Raw genomic sequence first — 23,071 nt, 5'->3', positions numbered from 1 at the left:
GAGAGATGCTTTTATCATTTAAAACCTACGTAAAATAATGGCGAAAGCGGAGCCGAGTAGGGCGAAAATTGTATGTAAAAGAGCTATATAGCTAGCGCCCGCTATAAGTGAGCTAATTTCTATTAAAGAGAAGTTTTTAATATAAAGCGGATTGCTAAAATTATTTATAATGGCCCAAACGAAAACGGGAATAGAGCTTATTGCAAAGACAATCCAAATGTTTTTATAAAATAAATAAGTAAGGCAACCAAACAGGGCATATAACGCGACAAAGCTTTTGTGATTGCCAAGTAGTGACGAGTTCAGGGCAAACATAAAAGATAGCACGATGAAAACCAAATGGAAAAATGTTAAGGTGCTTTTCATCGATAAGTTGTGATTAGATGATAGCTTCGATGCGGCTAGTTGCTGACAATGCTTGCAGTTAGCTAAATGTTGCTCAATAAAATCAGTCGTGTCGGCTTGGAGGCCATTCGTTTTATATAAGGGTAGTAAATCTTCTACAACGGAACATTCATGTGACAAAATTTTCCCTCCTATCACTTCTATTATACGACTTTTTTCAGAAAATAAAAAAAGCCTTCCGTCGATCAATTCACCGGAAAACTTGTACATGCACGTTATTTTTTTGTGTTTAATACTTCATTTGTTAGCGCTTGAATATCAATATGCGTTTTCTCCTTAACCGCATCCTTTAATATTTCAGTTTTGAAATAGTTTACAGTTGCTGGTAGGGGAATCAATAAAAGTTTTGACAATGCCGATTGATACATGTAGACAAATTCCATATCGGTATTGCCTCGTTTTAATTCCGCAAATGCTTCATAAAACTGATCTAGTTTGTCAGCAAACTCAAGTAAACGTCCTTCAATTGTTGCATCTTTGCCTTCTTTCATGCGGTCGAAAAAGATATCTTGGAACTCTTTAGGGATTTCGTTCATAATGAATTTTTCCATCATTTTTTCTTCCACATGTGCAAGCATCTGTTTAAGCTCAGGGCTAGCGTGTTTTACAGGCGTTTTAATATCTCCAATAAATACTTCTGCAAAATCGTGGTTAATAGTTTTTTCATATAACGATTTCCAATTCACTGTAGCACCGTTCATTTCTTCCAGTGTAGCAAAAAACATCGCATATTGAGAGACCTTCCAAGAATGGGCAGCTACATTATGTTCTTCAAATTTGAAGCGGCCTGGTGCACGAATAATGCGTTCTAAATCATTAAGACTTGTAAAAAAATGATGAATTCCTATAATAATCACTCCTATTTGTGTCTATAAGTGCATGTTACTATAATAGATACCCTCTTTGTGTAGATTTCAAACAATTTTACAATGATTGACGCTGCGTTTACAAAGGATTCACAATTAGTATAAGAGAATGTAAAGGGGAATGCTATAATTAGTAAGACTTATTAAAGGGAGAGTATGCAATATGATATCGATTTATACACTTCTTCTATATATACATATTTTAAGTGCGGTTCTTTCGATTGGGCCTTTGTTTGTTGTTTTAGCAATCGTCAAAAAAATGCGGACAGCTTCACATGTGGAAATGCCAGCCTACATCCACGTATTTCAAGGGGCCATTACAATTGTAAAACATGCTGGGCATGTTTTAGTTGCGTCAGGTATTTTGTTAATGTGGCGTGGGGGATATCCGTGGACAACGTCTTGGGTAGTGCTAACATTTTTAGTGATGGCGGGATCCATTGTCTTTTTGGCAAGAGCATTTAAGCCGACCATTCGAACATTTAATACGCCTGCTTACAATCAGCAACAATTTGCCGCGTTATTGCATCGCAAGGCATGGATGTATATTGTGTTATTGCTAATAATGCTATGGCTAATGGTAGCAAAGCCAGTACTTTGGTGATTAGCAAATTGTATAAAATTGTGTGAGTGCCTGGCACCATAAAAAAATCCACTATGTCTCCGCGAGCCTAACGTAAGCTGCAGGAGAACATGTGGATTTTTTCTTAATTTTCATAATTGTTTGCGTGCCTGTCACTTTTTGGGGATGTGGAAGGTGATGGTTGTTCCTTTGTTCGGTGTGCTTGTGATTTGTAACCTTTGTCCATAGATTCTTTTTAAGCGTAAATCTGTATTACGTAAGCCGATGCCTGGACTAGAGGTATTTGTTTCGGATAGCAAGCCGTCTAATGTACTAGCGTCTATCCCGATACCGTCGTCAATAACACTTATGGCTACATATTGTGAAAGCTCTTTAACGCGAATGCAAACCGTGCCTCCTTCTTTTTGTTTTAATACACCATGCCGTAGTGCATTTTCTACTAAAGTCTGAATTGTAATAGGTGGAATTTCAATATTGATGTTTTCATCAATGTCCCAAACTATTTGCAATAAATCTCCAAAACGTTGCTGTTCAATATAAAGATACGAACGGACGAGCTCAAGCTCATCGTGAAGCGGTATCACTCGTTGCAAGTTTTTCACATCAAAACTGGCGTGTAAATACTTGCCGAAATGGTGCATTAAGTCAATCATGCGATTCGGATCAATTGTACTAAGTGATGCAATGGTATTCAGCGTATTATATAAAAAGTGAGGCTGTATTTGAGCCTGAAGCCATGCTGTTTCTAAATGTAGTCTCTGATGAATGCTATATTTTAAGTCAATTAAAGCGCGACAACGTACTTTCAGTTCCAAGGAATTGATAGGTTTCGTAACATAATCATTCGCTCCAAGTGCAAATCCAGTATAGACATCTTCAGGATTGCTACGAGCTGTTAATAATAATATTGGTAGCTCTAGTAAGGAGTAGTGCGCGCGAATATTTTCAATCAAGGCATATCCAGAAATATACGGTAGCATGGCATCCATAATAATTAAATCCCATCTTTGCGAAGGCAATAATTCCATTACTTTTTCGCTACTTGTCAGTGCAGTAATATCATATTCTGTTGTGGTAAATAAACTTCGCATCATTGTTAAATTAGCAGGATCATCATCAACCATTAAAATTTTAAACTTTTTTTCTGAAGGTACGGATTCAAAGTTTACAGCACTCGTTGATAAAAATACATTCTCTTGTGGTGTATTATCCTGCTCCTCAACCTTCATATCTTCAGCAATCGGCAAAGTAAAAAATAAATCGAGGACATTATTTGGACTTGCGTTGATTTGCAATGCCCCACCGTGTAAATCAATTAATTGCTTAGAAATTAATAAACTAAGGTGAACGCCATCATTATCTTCCAGCCCTTGTGCAAAAGAAAATTGCTGATCTAAACACTTCATATCGTTTTTATCCATACCAGAACTTATATCTCTAATATGGATAAGAGCCATATTTTTTTCTATAGTTGCGCTAATTTCTATCTGACCAGCATTCGTATACTTAATTGAGCTGTGTAAAAGATTAAATAAAATTTGTATAAGCCGTTTTTCATCTGCTAGTACATAAGGGAAGCTTCTTGCGATAGTAGAAGTCATTTGGATTTGTTTGCCTGTTGCGATAAAACGCAGCATATCGAAAACTCCTGAGACAACGGCTTGAATACTAACAGTTTTTTTATGAAGATGTAAATTGCCATCTTTTAAGCGGGTATAATCCAAAATATCATTTAGCGTGAAGGACATGCTTCGTCCAATATCAATTAAATATTTTAAATTCTGTTTGTCTTCTGTATCAAAATGATTGTTTTTATTATCATAAATTGTTTGTCCCAACGTAATCATTTTATTCATAGGGTCCCATAATTTCTGTGCATTGCTTAATAAAAATTCATCCTTCATATCCACATCTTTTTGTAATTGAGCAACAAGTAGATCAATTTGTTGTTTATTTTCATAAAAGCGTTGAAACCAATAACCTGAAAAACCTAAGGCAATCATTAAATAATCGAACGGATAGAAAGGAATATCTATGACGAAATACATTTTAATTAAGCCCCAAATGATGCCATTGGTTGTACCGATAGCTGTGAAGGCAATAAAAGCTGAACTTTCTTGATTTCCTATGTACTCCTTTAAGGCAAGTGCAACGACAGATAAAAATGACACGATATAGAGTAAATAAAACAGCAGATTAACGGTGTATAGCCAACCAATAGGCAATAGTAAGATAAGCAATGTTGCAATGCCATATAGCATGGAGAACCATTTAAAATATTTTACTTGTTGATATTTCTCTAACAAGGTGCGCATAAATTGCACAAAGAAAAAGGAAGCACCGAGGTAAACAATATTAGATAGTTTTACTGACCATGCATAATCTAGATGTAACCAATTAAGTATGGATCGATCATATGTAATGAGTTCATCAGCTAACGGTAAAAGAAAACCGACAGTAAACAGCAATACGATTTTTTTTCGGTAAATAAAGAGGAAGACAAGGATACTAAATAATGCAAATAAAATGAGTAACATTGCAATAAATACAAGTGATAATTGTGTAATAAGTTGATGGTGCATCATAGCTGGCGCTGAGCTAAAAGAAAGTCGTTTAGTAATAACTGCATTAGATGGTGTATCAAAATTGGATACATGTAATATAACGTCAATCACAGGCTGCTCTTCCGTAAAATAGACAGTGTATGGGGCCGCCTGTCCCTGATGCTCACTGGCATTTGTAGACACAACGCCTGACTGACCTACAAGTTTCCCATTAATATACAGGGCTGAAGCAGTTGCGATAGCAGGAACTTGGATTGCATAACGGTGATCTGAACGATTGTCATTAGTATTTAATAAAATTTTTAAACGATAAGTGCCGACTTGTTGAGTCGTAGCTGATGCATCTTTCATAGGGATGGTTCTAATCATTTGTTCTAGAAGATTGGAGTTAGTTGTATCTACTAAAACTTCAGGATAATAAATCCATTCGCCATTCATTTGAAAAATGATATCCTCTGATAATGACTGATTGCGCATATCTAAAATACCTGCCTGTGCAGTTGGTTGCTCCTGTGATGGTGTAAAATATGCTAGCCAAAGTATGCGGAAGATTGTAAGGACGATAAAAATGAAAGCTATAATGAGTAAATGTCTGGCAAAAGTTTTTTTCAACGCTTCATTGAACCTCCTATAAATCGTAATATATTGCATTGTTTTACCATGCCATGCATTTTAGGAAAAGAAAACTTTATATTAAGAAAATGATAAAATTTAGTTCTTTTTACGTAATATTTTTTTGAAAAAACAGGTTAAAACGATTAGTTGTTAAGTATTTTTTAAGAGGTATGACGTATGATGTTAAAATAAAAACTTTTAGTAATGGAATGGAAACACTATATAGCTTTAGCAAAATATCAATCTCAATGGGAGAAATGATCTGTTGTGGGGAAATTCAATTTTAAATTATCGTTTGTCATTGTTAGTATGGTGATGCTTACTGTACTCGTTACATCTAGTATCAGCATTTGGTTTAGTTATCAAAGTTTTAATGACATGCTTATCCAACCTAAACTTATTATGCAGGAAGAGTATATGGGGAAAGTTTCAGAAATAGCTGAACATAATGTCCAAGGGGTAAAAGGGATAATGAAAAACAGTGAGAAAGAAATGGTGGCGGACGGAGACTTTAAAAAAGCTGTAAATCAGGAAGATATTCTTTCGATAAAAGTGTTCTTAAAAAAAATATTATTTCCTTTGTTAGTCATGCTTGTAATCGTTTTCATAGTAGTATGGTGGTTTGCTTTAAAAATTACCCGCCCACTGCGGGAAATGACTAAAAGTGGACAAGAGGCCTATGGGGTTAGCAATTTAAAATCGGTGGATGTTTGGTATGCAGAAGCGAGTAACTTAAAAAATGTTCTGCTAACATCAATCTGCGATTCACAAAGTAAAATTGAAGAATTAACTGACCAATTAAAATTAGATTCCTTAACCGGTATTCCTAATCGGCGAAGTATGGATCAAGTATTGAATAAATTAATTGCAGAAAAAGTGCCACATGCCATACTATTAATCGATTTAGATGATTTTAAAATAGTGAACGATACATATGGTCATACGGTCGGTGATGAAGTTTTAAAAGCCTTTGCCATCCAGATGGAAGAAATTGTACAGCGGCAGGGGAGTTGCTTTAGATATGGGGGAGAAGAATTTTTAGTTGTTTTACCGCATACCGCCATAGATGACGCTATTAAAGTAGCTGAAGAATTGCGGCTTAAACAAGCATTTGCAGAAAATCCAAGTGGGCGTCCGGTAACTTTGTCAGCAGGTATTACTGTTTTTACATCCTATATTAGTGACCCCAATCAATTAATTGCAATTGCTGACCAAGCATTATATGAGGCAAAACAGTCGGGTAGAAATTGTATACGGGTAGTTGATGCTTCCCTCGTGGTTAATTAAACGAGAAAAAAGCTAGAAGACGTGGACAGTCGGTGTGTAAGTCGGGATGTGCTTACTGTGCTGAGTGGAAAGCACCACCGTAATAGACAATAACAATGCAAAAAGTGTTGGATTGGTGGCGGTCAATCTAACACTTTTTTGCATTTATTTCGTGCTGATTATTTAATCATGCGCAATTGTAGCATATAACTCTAACGTTTCTTGGTTAGGAAGAATCCCGAGGTCTGTAAATAAATTTTTTTTAAATGCTTTGTATGCTTTTACTGCATTTGCACGATTATCTTCATCTACATAATGTTGTATAAGTTGTTGGATTATTTTATCAGAATAAGGATTATACTCAATCATCAAAAGTAAGGTCTGCTCCCGTTTTTTAAAATTATTTGTTATTGTATAATGCTCCACTAAATAACTGAGCAAAAGTGTTAGTTGGTTGTGAATGAAATTGGTTTTACTATGAATCCAAGCGTAATCTAAGGTTGCCATGTACTCACCTTGATAATTTTGAATAAAGACTTCCGCTTCATCTATAGCGAGCTCACCAACTTCCTCTTTAGTTTTAATTAGCTGTTCTAATTCCAATACGTCACAGTGAAAATTATCCAATCGTAAAATATAACACCCGTTAGCATATTGTAATACGTTTAAATATCCTAAAGCAGATAGCGTTGTTCGTAGATAGGAAACTGTTGTATGTAGTTGCACCCTTGCCTTTTTATAATCCGTTTCTGCCCATAAAGCATCAATAATCGTGTCTCTTGGAATATGCGTGTAAAGATTGGCTAGTAAGAAGGCAAATAACTCTTTTGTTTTAACAGTTCGCCAATGCACGACAGTTTCGTTATATAAGACAGTGAAGCCACCTAAGCAACGGATACTTAGAGATGGTGATGGTTCATTTAGCAGATTTTGTGCAGGCGTTGTTAGCTCTAGTTGAAGAAGTTCGTGTATTCTGTTAATCGTGGTTTCAAGTCGGGCTTTAGAAATGGGCTTTAGTAAATAGTCGAGAGAATTAATTTCAAATGCCTCAATTGCATAATCTCGGTAGGCTGTAACAAATACAATACTGACATTCTTTTTCCACTGCTTTAACAGTTGAGCAATTTCCAATCCGTTCATACCAGGCATTTCTACATCCAAAAAGGCTACGTGGAAATCTAATGTCGGTGCTTGATCGAGCAAATCTTGAATCTTAGAAAAAGCTTTAACAACTTCTATTGAATCAAATTGTGCTAACTGTTTTTCCATGTTTAAAAGAGCTAATGGTTCATCGTCTACTATAATGACTCGAATCACAATAGGAACACCAACTTTCAAATTAATATACAACGCAACATATTTTACCATTATTTTAACTTTATTTACCATTTATAAAAGTGGTGAGTACTTTTAGAATGTAAAGCGCCATATTTGATTATGGTCTTTTTTTATCTCCACATCCAGATAATTTGTAGCGCTATATGTTAAAACCCTCTATAAATTCGTGCTTAAAAAACATCTCCTTTTCTATCTTATCGGTTAATAAGACTGTATTTCCATTATATAAAATATGCAAATAGATAATAGTGATTGGAGCTGTTTTTTCCCAATAAATTGTTTGTGCTACTAAAAAAATAAGTGAAATTGTATAAATTACCGGATAAATAGTAATAATTTGTAATATCAGGTCCGATGTCCTGTGATATTTAGCTACATTCTACAATATTGCGTGCATATTTAAGAGCCTAATTCTCTAGTGTGCTAGCAACAGATTGTAGAAATTTAAAACAATTGGAGGTATTACTTATTATGAAGAAAAAAGCGATAGCACTTGCTGTGGCATTGACTCTTGGCGTAGGAATGTTCGGGAGTACTACTTCTGCTAAGGGGGTAAATGCTGGTGAACTGGGTGGCAAACTTTGGGGGATCCCGTATATTTATAATTTAAGTTTAGCTGAGTTTCAACAGTTAGATGAAATTGATTCCATTTGGGTTGAGTCGGAGCAGTTGCTAGGTGTAGAGAGAATTCTAAAGGAAGAAAAGGAAGATAAGGAAGATAAGGAAGATACTACTCACCGTATTGAAGCGGGCGATACATTATACAGCCTTGCTAAAGCCTATAATGTGAAAGTCGATGATTTACAAGAATGGAATAACCTCTCGTCTGATTTAATTTTTGTCGGTGAAACTTTAGCTGTGAAAGCATCTGCAGCAAAACCTAAACCGACAAAAAGTATTGCAAGCGCTGCTAAGAAAACTACAACAAAACCAGTTACCAAAGCCGTGAGTGCGCCAACTAACAAAGATGGTCAAACTTATACGATGCGAGCAACAGCTTATACTGCTTATTGTGAAGGATGTTCGGGTATTACAGCAAATGGTACAGACATACGCTCCAATCCAAATTTAAAAGTAATTGCCGTTGATCCTCGGGTTATCCCGCTCGGTACAAAAGTATGGGTAGAAGGTTATGGAGAAGCAATTGCAGCAGATACTGGTGGTGCCATAAAGGGGAATAAAATCGATGTCTTTATCCCTTCTGATGGACAAGCCCGTAATTGGGGAGTTAGAACAGTTACAGTGAAAATTTTAAATTAATAACAGTAGGGATTTCTCAGTATTATTATGGGAAATTCCTATTTTTTTCTATAAGTATAAATACCCAGTTATCAGTTGCGCAATTATTCGGACAGATGATAAAATTATAAAAAAAGGAGGTAATTTAATGAAATTGACAACTTTATTGGTTATTTCTTTGGCTGTATTTTTGGTAGGTTGTGCTGGTTCGAAGGAGAATGCTGAAAAAGAAAGTGTCCAATCAGATACTCCATTGACAGCTAGCGCAAAAGTAATTAGTTCTAATAATGAAGATATAGGGGAAGCGCGTTTTGAAGAAGAGGCTAATGGTGTAAAAGTAACGGTAGAGGTAAGTAATTTACCTCCTGGCAAACATGGTATGCATATACACGAGGTTGGCAAGTGTGAAGGACCGGATTTCGGTACTGCTGGCGGACATTTCAATCCAACGCTGAAAGAGCATGGCAAGGATAACCCGCATGGTCATCATTTAGGTGATTTACCGAATTTAGAGGTCAAAGAGGATGGCACTGCAACAATGACTGTCTTTGCAGAAGGTTTGACGTTACAAAAAGATGCTGAACATTCTATGATGGATGGAGAAGGCACTTCCATTGTCATTCACGAAAACGAAGATGACTACACTACAGATCCGACTGGTGAATCCGGTGGAAGAATTGCCTGTGGTGTCATTCAATCATAATAGAAAAGGGCTATAACTTAATAAGTATCGTCTTATATTATAGACAAAAGGCAGTAAGAGTTCTCTCTTACTGCCTTTTAGTATGTTAATCCCCATTTAGAAAAAACCGTACTTATAAAGATTCTATCAGCGATTTCTAGGGATTTCTCGGCGGTTCGAGAAGTTTTACCGGTGATTTTTAAGGTTCAATCAGCGATTCGAATGGTTTAACAGGTGATTCTAGAAATCTTGATATGACCTTTTATTATTGTGATGAGAAAACCCAATTTTCCGTTGCATAAGTATTGGCAGAGATGGGCAACATCAGAAATAGAGGAGGTAATAACATGAAAAAAATATCAATATTACTTATTTCTTTGACTGTATTTGTCGGAGGATGCAACCTTTTTAATAAGAAAGAGGAAAAAGTAGCCGTTAACTCTAATGCTAATGCGTCCTTAACAGCAACTGCTAAAGTCATTGGCGCTAATAATGAAAGTTATGGTAATGCTTATTTCGAGGAAGAGGACAACGGAGTCAAAGTGACATTAGCTTTAAGTGGATTACCAGCAGGAAATCATGGAACTCATATCCATGCTGTTGGTAAGTGTGAAGCGCCAACGTTTGAATCAGCGGGTTCTCATTTTAACCCGACAAACAAAGAGCACGGCACTTTAAATCCGAAGGGCTATCACTTAGGTGATTTACCTAATTTAGAAATTGGGGAAGATGGCACAGTCGATTTAACTTTCTTAGCTGAAGGTGTTACACTACAAAAAAATGCTGGAAATTCACTACTAAATGGAGAAGGTACAGCATTAGTAATTCATGAATCAGCTGATGACTACAAAACAGATCCTGCTGGCAATTCGGGTACAAGAATTGCTTGTGGTGTCATTCAATAATGAAGACGGGTAAGCCCACCATAACTTTATGGTGGAGCTTATCTTTTTTTTTCAATGGATTTTCGCGGATAAACAAGATTGTAGGTGCTGTATAGCTCCCTACCGTTTTTTAATGTAATAAATACAAGTTAGTAGACTTTTATACAAAATGTATACATTATTTATATTAATATAATTTCAGAAAATAAGAATTTAAAAGTTTAGTAGAGAAAATTAAAGGGTAAAGGAGATGTTTTACTGAAAGGGGTTTATTGAGGTGTTGGACATTCTGTATAAATATAATTATCTGAATTTACTATTAATGTGTTGACATAATTATACTAAGTTTGATAATTTTAAATTGATTCTTAATTATAACCAAAGGGGGAAGGTTACTATGAAGAAAAAACATTTTAGTTTATTGATGCTACTAAGTGCCATTGCATTATTAATTTTAGCTGCATGTGGGACGGATAGTAGTACAGGGTCGAAGGATTCAGGAAATGGTGATACAGCAAGCTCTAAGAAGCCAGATTTTATAAGTTTATTAACAGGTGGAACACAGGGGACTTACTATGCATTAGGTGGAACATTTGCTGATTTCATTTCAAAAGAAACAGGCATTAAAACGACTGCTGAAGTTTCACAAGCATCTGCGGCTAACATGACTGCATTGCAAGATGGTAAAGGTGATATTGCGTTTGTGCAAACGGATATTGCTTATTACGCAACTGAAGGAAAATTAATGTTTGAAGGTAAAAAAATCGATACGATTGCTGCATTAGGCGCACTATACCCTGAGACGGTTCAATTAGTGACGACTGAAGCTTCTGGTATTAAAACATATGCTGATTTAAAAGGAAAAAAAGTTTCTGTAGGCGCTCCGGGTTCTGGTACTTATGCCAATGCGGAACAATTACTTGAAATTCATGGTTTAACAATGGATGACATTAAAGCGCAAAATCTTGACTTTGGTGAATCGGCTGATGGTTTACAATCAGGTCAAATTGATGCTGCATTTATTACCGCTGGTACACCAACAGGTGCTGTAGAGGCGTTAAATGCTACAACTAAAGTCAATATTATCGGTGTAGATGCGGGTAAAGCAGATGAGCTTATTGCCAAATATCCTTACTATGCAAAAGATACAGTACCAGCTGGTACTTACGGTATTGCAAAAGATACGGAGACCGTTTCTGTTCTTGCGATGTTAGCAGTAAATAAGGATCTTTCGGAAGATATTGTTTACCAAATGACAAAGGCTATTTATGACAACACAGATAAGATTTCACACGCCAAAGGAAAATTAATTAATGCTAAAACAGCTTTAGATGGTATCAGCATTGATATTCACCCTGGTGCTCAAAAGTACTTTGATGAACAAGCTCAAAAGTAACTTGCCTGTTTGAATTGTTTGATCAGTGATGTGATTTTCTGGACATTGATAAGAGAATGGATACTTTCTTACACATACAATTGGGGCTCGGATTGCGTAAAGCTTCGGGCCCTTTTTTATTACGAACAGGCTAAAAGCGGATAGTTTTTAAAGTGGGGGAATAGATGTGATGCGAATGAGGAGATTAGTATTTGTAATAGCGATATGTAGTATTGGCGTTGGCATATTCATTTTTCTTCCTCTTCAAAAGGTATTTGCATTTACAGAAACACGGATAGACAATCCAGTCGTGCATTATTTACCTTTTGCTGGTGATGATGCTTTTGGAATAAGGTACACACATTCAATCCATAAATCAGATGTGCTTGAATATTATCGAAGCGTAGCAGGAAATCGTATTCAAATGTTAGGGATGGAGTATGAGGACTTAGCGATTGGTATGCCCGCCTACGCAGAGGAAAATCAAACTTTAACACAAAGAGATGGAAAATATTTTTTGCAATTTGATAAGGAATTTATTGAGGATTTTACAATTTTTATAGGGGACTTAGATTTAGATCTTGTATTTGTTTATAAAAATTATGAATATGATTTAAAAAAAGATTTGCAAAGGGGTAAATCCTATTTATTTGAGGTGAAGCGTATATCGCTATATGAACGATGGAAAGGAGTTAGATTGACTTGACAAAATTACAAGAACGCAACAACGAAGTAAAAGAAGAATTCGAACAAATATCGGCAGAAGAGCAACAAGCCATACTTGAAAAATATGATATTGAATCCAATGTACGTACAATTTCGGGTATTATGAAACATGTCATCTTCTTTGGATTATTAGCATTCTCCTTGTTTCAGTTATACACGGCTATTTTTGGGCAATTTACAGCACCAATTCAACGAACGATCCACTTAGGGTTTGGTTTAGCACTTATTTTCTTGCTATTCCCAGCTCGACGAAAAGCACCAAAGCATAAAATTGCCTGGTTCGATTATATTTTATCGTTATTAGCTGTAGTGGTCGGTTCGTATTGGACATTGAATTATACGGAGCTTGTTAATCGTAATGGTACCATTACACAGTTGGACTTTATTGTCGGTTTAATAGCGGTAGTTCTCGTGCTTGAGGCTGCTCGTCGTGCAGTCGGTTTACCGATTACGATTATTGCAACATGTTTCTTGATTTATGCTTATTTTGGCCCTTATTTTCCTGCCTTTATGGCGCACCGAGGGCAAGATTTTGAAAGCATTGTTAACCTGATGTATTTTACGACAGATGGTATTTTAGGAACGCCAATTAGCGTATCTGCTACCTTTATTTTTGTGTTCTTATTATTTGGGGCATTCCTCGTAAAAACGGGAGTTGGCCAATATTTTAATGATTTAGCGGTAGCGTTCGCTGGAAAATTAATTGGTGGGCCAGCTAAGGTAGCTGTGTTCTCAAGTGCATTACAGGGGATGATTTCGGGAAGTTCTGTAGCAAACGTTGTAACATCAGGTTCGTACACAATTCCGATGATGAAAAAGCTAGGATATCGGAAAGAGTTTGCAGGGGCAGTTGAAGCAGCAGCTTCTACTGGTGGTCAGTTAATGCCTCCGATTATGGGTGCCGCGGCGTTTCTAATGGTGGAGTTTATTGGACGCGGAATTACATATTGGGATATTGCCAAAGCAGCCGCAATTCCTGCGTTGCTTTATTTTACAGGGATTTGGATAATGACGCATTTTGAAGCGAAGCGTGTCGGCTTACGAGGCTTACGTGATGATCAAATGCCTAACCGTAAAGAAGTATTTAAGAAGATTTATTTATTACTACCAATTATTGCTATTATTGTACTGATGTTAACGGGTACACCTGTAATGCATGCTGCCCTTTACGGTATTGTTATTTCAATTGGTGTAACAATGTTCAACAAAGATACACGCTTAAAGCCGAAAGATATTATCGATGCATTAGTTGAGGGAGCTCGCACAGCATTAGGTGTTGTAGCAGCAACAGCTTGTGCGGGTATTATTGTAGGTGTAGTTGTGAAAACAGGTCTCGGCTTAAGTTTAGCTAATAGTTTAGTAGCGTTGGCAGGAGGCAGTATTATTTTAACACTTGTCTTCGTTATGATTGCTTCGCTCATTTTAGGAATGGGCGCGCCAACAACGGCCAACTATGTCATTACATCGACAATTGCAGCGCCTGCCATTGTGGCATTATTATCACCAAATACACCACAGGAATTAGTGCCAGTTGTTGTCTTATTATCGGCGCATTTCTTTGTATTCTACTTTGGTATTATTGCGGATATCACACCGCCAGTGGCACTCGCCGCATTTGCTGCTTCCGGTATATCAGGTGGCGATCCAATTAAGACAGGTGTTAACTCGGCAAAGCTTGCCATTGCAGCGTTTATCATTCCATATATGATCGTGTTCTCGCCGGCTTTGCTAATGATTGATACAACAATTCCGCAAATTTTATGGGTTGTATTTACAGCTGTTACCGGAATGGTGGCAATTGGCGCTGGCGTTATAGGCTTCTGGTACCGAAAAGTACTATGGATCGAGCGTTTATTTGCGATCGTAGCGGGTCTATTGCTTATCTACCCTGAAAAGTTCTCGGATTGGGCAGGCTTGGCCATTTTCATTGCGCTAGTAACGATTCAAATTTTAACACAGCATAAATATGGCGGTAACGGCTCTGATAACGGAAATTCGCAGAGTAAAAGTGTAACAGTTTAATAAAGTTATTAATAGTTAAGAAGCGTACATTAACGACATAGCAAAAAGTGTTTAACTAATGATGTTTGTACCATATAAACAAAATGAAACGCTGATGGTAGCGAAGTTGGTACTTCTGTTCAGCATGCACGCAAAGTAAGGCGCAACAAGCCTGCGCGTTAGCGAATTGCGGCTTACAAGTGTGTCCGCGGAAAGCACCGCCGTAGCGGACGTCAACGGCCTCGAAAAGTGTTAGATTGATGGCAGTCAATCTAACACTTTTTCTTTTGTCTCCATCGATTAGTGGATATAACAGAAGAAGAAATCTGGATATTTACATGTAATTCCACAAAATTCAATGTGTTATTATCTCGATAAGAGATTAAATTGATATAAATTATGCATAATAAGTATTATTTGTTGATTTTCCGTAAAAAGATAGTATATAATTTAATTATCAGAAAATTCTATTAATAAAGGAGGCAAGATAATGGAGCTTAATTTTAATTCGAAATTTGAAACGTATTTGATGGATCAAGAGCCTGAATTACAAACGACAAATAATAATGAGGAGCAACCACTTCAAATACATTATGAAGAATATCCAGAGGGTTTTTTTACAAGCTTATAATTGCATTTTCAAAAGGCTGTGCTAAAAGTGGAACTAGATCTTTTAACACAGTCTTTTGCTATGTATAAAAGAATTTTTCGCACATTTTCAATAAAGTTTACATAAAATAATAATGATTAATTGAGTGTTTTATTACCAAGTTAAATGATATTTAAATCATTATAGTACTAATTTCATATATACTTTTCTAAAAAGCTTTCATGTATAATGATTGGAAAAAAGATGTATCGAGGTGTCGTTATGACAAGTGCAGCAATGTTAGAAGAAACGATGTATCAATGGTTTGAACATTTTCATAATTATCCAGAGGTAAGTTGGAAGGAATTTGAAACAACGAAGAAAATTGCGTCTATCTTAGACGACTTAAATGTATCTTATCGTTTGTTAGGCGATGTACCAGGGTTACTTGCTGAAATTGGTACAGGCGATGAGATCGTGGCAGTGCGTGCAGACATTGATGCATTATGGCAAGAAGTTGATGGTAAATGGCAGGCAAACCATTCATGTGGTCATGATGCTAACATTACAATGGTACTAGGAGCATTATTGCTGCTAAAAGATCGACCATTGCAACATCGTGTACGTTTTATTTTTCAACCTGCAGAAGAAGTAGGGAATGGTGCATGTGCTGCATTTGAACGTGGTGCTGTAGATGGTGTTTCGCATTTATTTGGTGTTCATTTGAGACCGATTGAAGAGCTTCCATTAGGAAAAGTGTCACCGGCTATCCACCATGGTGCTGCTTACTTTTTAGATGGTACTATTCATGGTACGGATGCACATGGTGCAAGACCACATCAAGGTAAAAATGCGATTGATGTCATAATGGCAATTCAATTAATGTTAACGAGTATTCATTTATCGCCGTTCGAGCCACACTCTGCAAAGTTAACGAAGATTATTGCAGATGGTGGAAGCACGAATATCATTCCGGGTAGCGCGAGCTTTTCAATGGATATTCGAGCGCAGCATAATGATCAGCTGGAATTGCTCCGAAATCGTATTGAAGCTGGATTGAAATCAATACAGCAACAGTTTGATATTGAACTAAATTGGAAATGGCTTGATTTCACCCCTGGTGCCGAAGTGTCGCCGATTGCGGCCAATATGGCTAAAAATGCTATATTAGAAACGCTTGGTGAACAATTTTTAGCTGATGAAATTACAACGCCAGGTAGCGACGATTTTCATTTTTATACAGTTAAAAAACCGGAGCTAAAAGCGACCATGATTGGCATTGGTGCTAATTTAGTACCTGGTTTACATCACCCGAAAATGACTTTTGAACGAAGTGCATTAATCGATGCATCGAAAGTACTGGCGTGTTTATTAGAAAAAAAGCCTGAACATAAATAAAAAATATTTTGAAGGTTTCATCAAATTTTGGTGGAGCCTTTTTGTTTGCGCTATTTTAAAAGAATGCATAAAAATGCGGCGTTTTGAATGGTTTGTATCAGCTAGTTGGAAGCGTTTTTTTGCCCTTTAACTATGATAATTGCTATAGAAGCATAAATTTTTTGCGTTGACTTTATATTTTTTGAATATTAAGCTAAAAAACGTAAAAATATATTTGCGCTTGTGGAATGGGAAATTGTAATTAGGTGCAAAAAAAGGGGATGGGACAATGAAAAAGGAAATTAGTGCGACTTGGGCACTCCTAACTTTTGTAATAATGATAACTACGATGTTATTTACAGTAGTTGTGTTAGAGCAAAGTCCTCACGTGCCACTGATCGTGGGAACAATTGTAGCAGCAATTGTTGCCAAAAAACACGGTTATAAGTGGGTGGAAATTGAAGAAATGATGTATAAAGGTATACGCCTTGCTCTTCCTGCAATTGTCATTATTATTTTAGTTGGTTTGACAATTGGCGCATGGATTGGTGGGGGAGTCGTTGCCACAATGATTTTTTACGGTTTAAAATTAATTTCTCCAGCTTGGTTTTTAGTGACGATTTTGCTATTATGTTCAATCGTTTCACTAGCAATCGGTAGTTCTTGGTCGACAATGGCAACGATAGGTGTTGCTGGTATGGGTATCGGTTTAAGTATGGGTATTCCAGCACCGATGATTGCAGGAGCAGTTATTTCAGGTTCTTACTTTGGTGATAAAATGTCACCTTTATCGGATACGACGAATTTAGCAGCAGGTTTAACAAATACAGATTTATTTGCGCATATAAAACATATGCTTTATACGACAATCCCGGCTTTAATTATTACACTTGTTGCATTTGGTTTTATGGGAAGACGTTTTGCTGATGTAGCAATGGATTCAGAAAACATATTGACGACGCTTGCTGTTATGGAAAAAAGCTTTGTTATTTCACCGTGGCTATTACTTGTCCCAGTAGGGGTAATTGTTATGGTAGCGAAAAAGGTTCCAGCAATTCCAGCGTTAGTTGTTGGTATTATTTCAGGCTTCTTATTACAGATTTTTGTGCAAGGTGGAACACCAACGATGGCTGTTCATGCATTACAAGAAGGCTTTGTTATTTCTACAGGAAATGAAATGGTGGATGAGCTCTTTAATCGTGGTGGCTTAGATTCAATGATGTATACGGTTTCAATGACAATTGTTGCCATGACATTTGGTGGGGTGTTAGAATATTCGGGCATGTTGAAGGCGCTTATGGATGTTGTGGTGAAGTTTGCTAAATCTACAGGTAGCCTTATTGCTTCAACCATTGCTGCATGTATTACAACAAATGCGACATGTTCTGAGCAGTACATATCAATTGTAGTCCCTTCACGGATGTTTGCTGATGTCTATCAAAAACGAGGCTTGCATTCGAAAAATTTATCGCGCGCTCTAGAGGATGGGGGAACGTTAACATCCGTATTCTTCCCTTGGAATACTTGTGGGGTATTTATATTAGCCACATTAGGTGTTAGTGCTATGGAATATGCCCCATATGCAATACTAAACTTTACGGTGCCAATTATTTCAATTATTTATGGCTATATCGGATTTAAAATTATTAAAATGACGCCAGAAGAAGTGGAAGCAGCAGAGCAACGTAAAAAAGAAGTGCAAGAACAAGAGATGAATAATATGGTTGCAGTCGACTAAGACTGTGAATTAAATGAAAATTAAGACAAGCCCCATCAGTAAATTGCGTTTGGTTAGTGAAGTAAGGCCGTAAGCATGGAATATGTCATATGCTTAGGTATTGCACTAGCCAATGAGCAACGCTGTGTTGGAGCTTGTCTTTGCCTATTAATAGGTTGCAAAGTTTAATTCGTATATTGTGCGAGGACGACCTTGTTGGTGTGTCATTTCTTCACCAACAATCTTCGCATAACCATGATCAACCAACTTTTTAATAATACGTTCAGTTGTTCGACGTGTAACTTGCAAGTATTCTGAAAGATTTTGTGCTGTAAATTGTGAAGATTGCCGTTCTTTACTGAATTGAATAATTTTTGAGATGTTTAATGGACTTAAGCTTGTTTGTTTTGCCATTTGTAAAATATACGGATCTTTCGTTTTTAAAGACAGTTTACCTTCAAATTTTGGGAATGGCCCTAATAGATTTTTGTGTTCATCCAAAATATATATTTCAAAAGGCTTAGCAAATTTCAATGCCTGTGTAGCATTCTCAGCTGCTTCATAAATGGAGTGTCCATAGCCAAAGGCAAGTCTGAAAGGTGAATCTAGCTGTTGGCTAAGCTGCTGGAAATGTTCCTTTTCAAGCGCATTTTGTAAATGTCCAGCTGTTGTATATAGCTCAAAATAGTTAGGATTAATTTGCTTATAAGTTGCATGTGTAGATGTAGTTATATTGTGTAAAATATCTGCACTACGATTGTTGTAAGGAATATCTAAAAATCCAACGACAGCCTTTGCCGATTCGGATTTAGTAAGTAGTGATTGTGTTTTTGTTTCTTCTAGACATTGCATAATTGAACTTGTGGCATCGATCATACGCATAGCAGGTATGTTACGTAGCTGTAACTCATCATATACACTATGAATGCTGGTGATGACAAAATCGATGTGCTGAGCATCCCATAAGGCAATATGCTTATGCAAGACATTGTCTGTTGGTTCTGTAATGGAAATGCGATGAACATAAGGTTTTGCGCCAATATATTCAATCTCAGTTAGTACGTTATCAACGAATGTTGGATGCATGACGTCTATGGACAGTCTTGGTAAAGGGATTGCTTTGTTTGCTATAAGTGACAATAAAGTCGTAGAAATGGTCATCTCATCTTGTTTTAAGTAATTCCAAGGAATCGGTAATGCTTCAAGAGATGATTGGGCATATAAATATGGCAATGTACCTCCTAATAGAAGTGCATCACATGGGTTGATTTGCTTTAACAAAGCCGGTGCATCGGAAGGGTGTTTGTAAAGATAAAATTCTATTTGAATATTCTCTATGTTTTGTGCGATACTAGAGATACGCTTTTTAAAAGCATGAGAGCATATTACTGCTATTTTTGTAGACAAAGGCATCGTTCCTTTTTATATTTTTTAAGTATTTAGCGACATATTAACGACAACATAAATTATACAGGAGTATGATAAAAAATGAAAATCCAACAAGTAGAAGTTTTTGCGATTCAATTACCACTTATTGAGCCATTTATTATTAGTTATGCTACATATAATACAATGCCTTCGATTATTTTGAAAATCACAACAGATACGGGTATTGTCGGATACGGAGAAGCGGTACCGGATGAACATGTAACAGGCGAGTCATGGGAAAGTACGTATGCAGTATTAACACACCAGTTAGTACCGGCCATTATGGGAGAAAATCCAATGGCTTTTGAAAAGCTTCACGATAAAATGAATCATATTGTGAAGGATGTACCTGCTGCTAAAGCAGCAATTGATATTGCGTGTTTTGATATTGCTGGCAAAGCATTACAAGTGCCGGTTTATCAGCTGCTTGGCGGACGTTATCATGATAAATTCCCAATTACTCATGTGTTGAGTATTGGAACGCCTGAAGAAATGGCAGACGAGGCAGCTAAACGTGTAGAAATGGGCTATCAGTCATTTAAAATGAAGGTAGGAACTGAAGTTAGACGTGACGTTGCTCGTATAAAAGCAGTACGTGAGCGTGTAGGCGAGGATATTGCGATACGTGTCGATGTAAACCAAGGATGGGGCAATGCGGCTACAACATTACAAGGTTTACGTGCACTAAAGGATTTAAATATTGATTGGTTAGAACAGCCTGTTGATAGTGAAGATATTGATGGCATGGTAGAAATTAAATCGAAGTCCGATGTGCCGTTAATGATTGATGAGGGGCTTCGTGGCGTACGTGAAATGCGTGAAATTATTGCAAAGCGTGCAGCAGATAAAGTAAATATTAAATTAATGAAATGCGGAGGCATCTACCCTGCGATGAAATTAGCAGTTATGGCGGAAATGGCTGGCATCGAATGTCAGATTGGTTCGATGGTGGAATCGTCTGTAGGTTCAGCAGCTGGTTTCCACGTTGCATTTTCTAAAAAGATTATGACAAGTGTCGAATTGACAGGGCCTCTGAAATTCTCTAAGGATGTCGGAAATTTACACTATGATGTCCCATTCATTTGCCTGACAGAACAACCTGGACTAGGTGTAGCTGTCGATGAAGAAGTTCTGAAGGAACTATGCCAATTTTCAACAACCGTAACAGCTTAAGGAGGCTTCAACATGGATAGAATTTATGAAGGTCTGCTTGGACAAACGCCTTTTTATGTCACGATATTACAACTGCACCATTTACCAGCTATACTGACATTGCAACAAGAGGTATATGAAGTATTGCCGGATCAAAGCATTTTACAGCCTTTATCGACAGAAGAATTCGAATACATTTTACAAGGCAATGGCTTGATGATTGGAGCATATGTTGAAAATAAGCTAATTGGCTTCCGAGCATTATTAAATCCACCTGTTGATGACGAGCACCTTGGATATGATTGTGCTATTCCAGAGGAGCAATTCCATCGCGTGTTATATCAAGAAATCTCGAATGTTTCGCCCCTTTATCGAGGTTATGGATTACAAAAAACATTAGCAACTATTGTGATGAATGAAATAGATTTAAATAGCTATGACTACGTTTGTTCAACGGTTAAACCGTATAATATTCCGAGCTTAAAGGATAAATTTTCACAAGGGCTAGTTATCAAGGGCTTGAAAATTAAATATGTAGATAAATTACGCTATATTTTTTATAAGGATTTACAACTTGAACAGCCACAATATGTTGAAAAAAAAGCTGTTGTCATGTCAGATACAGCCATGCAACAGCAGCTTTTAAAAGAAGGGTTTACAGGAACTTCGATGTATGAAGAACAAAATGAATGGTTTGTTGTTTTTGAAAAATAAAAGAAAGCCTTACTTTTCACCAAACGTGAGAAGTAAGGCTTTTTGTTATTTCTTAAGTGGACAAAATCCACATGCCAAAAGACCAGGAATATCTTTGGAAAAGCAGCAAGATTTGCGAACCGGAACATTTACTAAATTTGTAGGACTCTGACCACCGGTATATTCCGCCCACCACGATTTTTGCGAGAAACGAGCCCATGTTTTAGGGTTTTCTAATACTTCGATATCATCCATTGCTTGGTCTGCCAAGCCGGGGTTAGCCAATAATTGATGGTAATGCCAAAGTAGGTAGCCAAAGAAATTTTCCCAAATGGTTAAAGGGGAAATTGATGTAACTTTACGCAGCTGCGAAACGATGACATGCCCGTCATATAATATTTTTTCAATGACAGCTTGTCGCTCTTCTTCTTCCACATAACGCCAATCGTTAGGATTAACGAACATAGCGACAGTGAAGCTATTGAATTCCTTAGCCGCATCAAAGCGAAGCTCAATTGGTTTTCCGTCCCAAATTTCATCGTAGGCGGCAAGCATATAAAGTTGCATAGCAAAAAACATGCCGTAGCGTCGTGCAAAATGGGAGATAGCGGCTGTTTCTGTTGCGGCATCTGTAATGCCCATCATAAGGTTTAAAAAATCAGGATGGTAAAAGTCTTTATGTATATCAGCTAATGTAAAAAGCGTTCGTTTTGGCTCTGTTGTATAAATACTGTAGGAATTCAGTTGTCTGACTTGATCCATCGTTAAAGCGGGCATTGTCATCACCTTTTCTTTTCAATCATTACCTTCAATTATATGTTATTCATTTTTACTTCACAAATGGAATGCAATATAGTAAAATACATTAAACATATAAGAAAGGTTGGTTTTAGATGTCATTAACACATGCAATTCCAAGACCGCTTGTTCGTTTCAATCAATGGACAATTTTACTTAGTGTATTAGTATCATGGATTACAGGCTATGCATGGTTATTAGCGATTCCCTTAGTTGCTAACTTACTCGGTGTTGTATGTCATTTTAATCCGGTTATTAGATTTGGAACATTGTTTTTACGAAAAGCTCCTACTGCCTATATACCGGAGGATGCACAGCAACAAAGGTTTAATTCCAGCATTGCTTGCATATGTTTAGCTAGTGGCCTAGTAGCCTTTTTGTGTAATTGGCAAGTGGTGGGGTATGTGATGACTACGATGGTAGTAATTGCTTCATCGGTTGCAATTGCTGGATTTTGTATCGGTTGTTTTTTACATTTTCAGTTAAAACAATGGCAATACCGCCGTTCATTGAAAAAAGCTTTATGACCAATAAAAAAATTTTTAGTTAATTTAAAGATTGTAGTTGACAATTTAATTGATAATGATTATCATTATCAGTGTAAAGATTATTCCTTCTCTGCAAAACGAGTGTAGAGAGGATGAACTTTAGCTACTTTTCTCCAGAAGTTTGCTAGTTCATAAAGCGCTCCTAAAACCCCCCTCATTTTTTGGGAACGTAAAATCTCTAGACGACTCATCCGTATAGGAATGAGTCGTCCTTTTTTGTTAAGC

Annotated in this window: 20 protein-coding genes; 14 read left to right on the top strand and 6 right to left on the bottom strand. The window is 36.8% G+C overall.

Features of this window, described 5'->3' with window-relative positions:
* Nucleotides 1-18: 18 nt before the first annotated feature.
* Both ACIQXI_RS16470 and ACIQXI_RS16465 read right to left on the bottom strand, forming a co-directional pair.
* Nucleotides 19-525 (bottom strand): zf-HC2 domain-containing protein, encoded by a 507-nt coding sequence (locus ACIQXI_RS16470; protein ID WP_402927048.1) that lies wholly within the window; start codon nucleotides 523-525, stop codon nucleotides 19-21.
* Between the two features lie 95 nt (nucleotides 526-620).
* Nucleotides 621-1,262: a YfbR-like 5'-deoxynucleotidase gene (locus ACIQXI_RS16465; protein WP_402927045.1), complete on the bottom strand. Its 642-nt coding sequence runs from the start codon at nucleotides 1,260-1,262 to the stop codon at nucleotides 621-623.
* A 172-nt stretch (nucleotides 1,263-1,434) separates the two neighbouring features.
* On the opposite strand from ACIQXI_RS16465, the gene ACIQXI_RS16460 reads away from it, so the two are divergent.
* Entirely contained in the window at nucleotides 1,435-1,875 is a 441-nt protein-coding gene (locus tag ACIQXI_RS16460; RefSeq protein ID WP_402927043.1) for a hypothetical protein, read from the top strand.
* 131 nt (nucleotides 1,876-2,006) lie between these two features.
* On the opposite strand, the gene ACIQXI_RS16455 is transcribed toward ACIQXI_RS16460, so the two are convergent.
* The gene (locus tag ACIQXI_RS16455) at nucleotides 2,007-5,030 is read right to left on the bottom strand and encodes an ATP-binding protein (RefSeq protein ID WP_402927041.1); all 3,024 of its coding nucleotides are present in this window, start codon (nucleotides 5,028-5,030) and stop codon (nucleotides 2,007-2,009) included.
* Nucleotides 5,031-5,300: 270 nt separating this feature from the next.
* On the opposite strand from ACIQXI_RS16455, the gene ACIQXI_RS16450 reads away from it, so the two are divergent.
* Complete coding sequence (locus ACIQXI_RS16450; RefSeq protein ID WP_402927038.1) at nucleotides 5,301-6,320, top strand: GGDEF domain-containing protein; 1,020 nt, start codon at nucleotides 5,301-5,303, stop codon at nucleotides 6,318-6,320.
* Between the two features lie 162 nt (nucleotides 6,321-6,482).
* On the opposite strand, the gene ACIQXI_RS16445 is transcribed toward ACIQXI_RS16450, so the two are convergent.
* Nucleotides 6,483-7,616, bottom strand: coding sequence for a response regulator (locus tag ACIQXI_RS16445; RefSeq protein WP_402927035.1), 1,134 nt, complete (start codon nucleotides 7,614-7,616; stop codon nucleotides 6,483-6,485).
* Between the two features lie 492 nt (nucleotides 7,617-8,108).
* Between ACIQXI_RS16445 and ACIQXI_RS16440 the strand changes: the two genes are divergently transcribed.
* From ACIQXI_RS16440 to nhaC, 9 genes are all read left to right on the top strand, one after another.
* Entirely contained in the window at nucleotides 8,109-8,897 is a 789-nt protein-coding gene (locus ACIQXI_RS16440) for a 3D domain-containing protein (protein ID WP_402927033.1), read from the top strand.
* Between the two features lie 127 nt (nucleotides 8,898-9,024).
* Complete coding sequence (locus tag ACIQXI_RS16435; RefSeq protein WP_402927030.1) at nucleotides 9,025-9,579, top strand: superoxide dismutase family protein; 555 nt, start codon at nucleotides 9,025-9,027, stop codon at nucleotides 9,577-9,579.
* Nucleotides 9,580-9,905: 326 nt separating this feature from the next.
* Nucleotides 9,906-10,463, top strand: a complete 558-nt coding sequence (locus tag ACIQXI_RS16430; RefSeq protein WP_402927028.1) for a superoxide dismutase family protein — start codon at nucleotides 9,906-9,908, stop codon at nucleotides 10,461-10,463.
* A 376-nt stretch (nucleotides 10,464-10,839) separates the two neighbouring features.
* Complete coding sequence (locus tag ACIQXI_RS16425) at nucleotides 10,840-11,838, top strand: TAXI family TRAP transporter solute-binding subunit (RefSeq protein WP_402927025.1); 999 nt, start codon at nucleotides 10,840-10,842, stop codon at nucleotides 11,836-11,838.
* Between the two features lie 169 nt (nucleotides 11,839-12,007).
* Nucleotides 12,008-12,523: a DUF1850 domain-containing protein gene (locus ACIQXI_RS16420; protein ID WP_402927266.1), complete on the top strand. Its 516-nt coding sequence runs from the start codon at nucleotides 12,008-12,010 to the stop codon at nucleotides 12,521-12,523.
* A complete protein-coding gene (locus ACIQXI_RS16415) occupies nucleotides 12,520-14,565 on the top strand; it encodes a TRAP transporter permease (protein WP_402927022.1) in 2,046 nt (681 codons plus the stop codon). Before ACIQXI_RS16420 ends, ACIQXI_RS16415 begins: the two co-directional genes overlap by 4 nt.
* A gap of 469 nt (nucleotides 14,566-15,034) precedes the next feature.
* A complete protein-coding gene (locus tag ACIQXI_RS16410; protein WP_402927020.1) occupies nucleotides 15,035-15,175 on the top strand; it encodes a hypothetical protein in 141 nt (46 codons plus the stop codon).
* Between the two features lie 240 nt (nucleotides 15,176-15,415).
* Entirely contained in the window at nucleotides 15,416-16,531 is a 1,116-nt protein-coding gene (locus ACIQXI_RS16405) for an amidohydrolase (protein WP_402927018.1), read from the top strand.
* A gap of 268 nt (nucleotides 16,532-16,799) precedes the next feature.
* Complete coding sequence (gene nhaC / locus ACIQXI_RS16400; RefSeq protein ID WP_402927017.1) at nucleotides 16,800-18,248, top strand: Na+/H+ antiporter NhaC; 1,449 nt, start codon at nucleotides 16,800-16,802, stop codon at nucleotides 18,246-18,248.
* 147 nt (nucleotides 18,249-18,395) lie between these two features.
* Here nhaC and ACIQXI_RS16395 read toward each other — a convergent pair whose 3' ends face one another.
* Nucleotides 18,396-19,640: a hypothetical protein gene (locus ACIQXI_RS16395; RefSeq protein WP_402927015.1), complete on the bottom strand. Its 1,245-nt coding sequence runs from the start codon at nucleotides 19,638-19,640 to the stop codon at nucleotides 18,396-18,398.
* Between the two features lie 75 nt (nucleotides 19,641-19,715).
* Here ACIQXI_RS16395 and ACIQXI_RS16390 point away from each other — a divergent pair, with 75 nt between their 5' ends.
* Together ACIQXI_RS16390 and ACIQXI_RS16385 are read left to right on the top strand one after the other, a co-directional pair.
* Nucleotides 19,716-20,828 carry a mandelate racemase/muconate lactonizing enzyme family protein gene (locus ACIQXI_RS16390; RefSeq protein WP_402927013.1) on the top strand — a complete coding sequence of 371 codons (1,113 nt, stop codon included), beginning with the start codon at nucleotides 19,716-19,718 and terminating at the stop codon, nucleotides 20,826-20,828.
* 12 nt (nucleotides 20,829-20,840) lie between these two features.
* On the top strand, nucleotides 20,841-21,521 hold the full coding sequence (locus ACIQXI_RS16385; RefSeq protein ID WP_402927011.1) for a GNAT family N-acetyltransferase: 681 nt from the start codon (nucleotides 20,841-20,843) through the stop codon (nucleotides 21,519-21,521).
* 45 nt (nucleotides 21,522-21,566) lie between these two features.
* Here ACIQXI_RS16385 and ACIQXI_RS16380 read toward each other — a convergent pair whose 3' ends face one another.
* The gene (locus ACIQXI_RS16380) at nucleotides 21,567-22,277 is read right to left on the bottom strand and encodes a Fe-S oxidoreductase (RefSeq protein ID WP_402927264.1); all 711 of its coding nucleotides are present in this window, start codon (nucleotides 22,275-22,277) and stop codon (nucleotides 21,567-21,569) included.
* Between the two features lie 116 nt (nucleotides 22,278-22,393).
* Here ACIQXI_RS16380 and ACIQXI_RS16375 point away from each other — a divergent pair, with 116 nt between their 5' ends.
* On the top strand, nucleotides 22,394-22,825 hold the full coding sequence (locus ACIQXI_RS16375) for a DUF4395 domain-containing protein (protein ID WP_402927008.1): 432 nt from the start codon (nucleotides 22,394-22,396) through the stop codon (nucleotides 22,823-22,825).
* The last annotated feature ends 246 nt before the right edge of the window (nucleotides 22,826-23,071 follow it).

Origin of the sequence: Lysinibacillus sp. NPDC097195, assembly GCF_044762075.1 — a bacterium.
Taxonomy (GTDB): Bacteria; Bacillota; Bacilli; order Bacillales_A; family Planococcaceae; genus Lysinibacillus.
The sequence above is the reverse complement of the archived record's forward strand: the minus strand, read 5'-3'. Positions and strand labels throughout refer to the sequence as shown.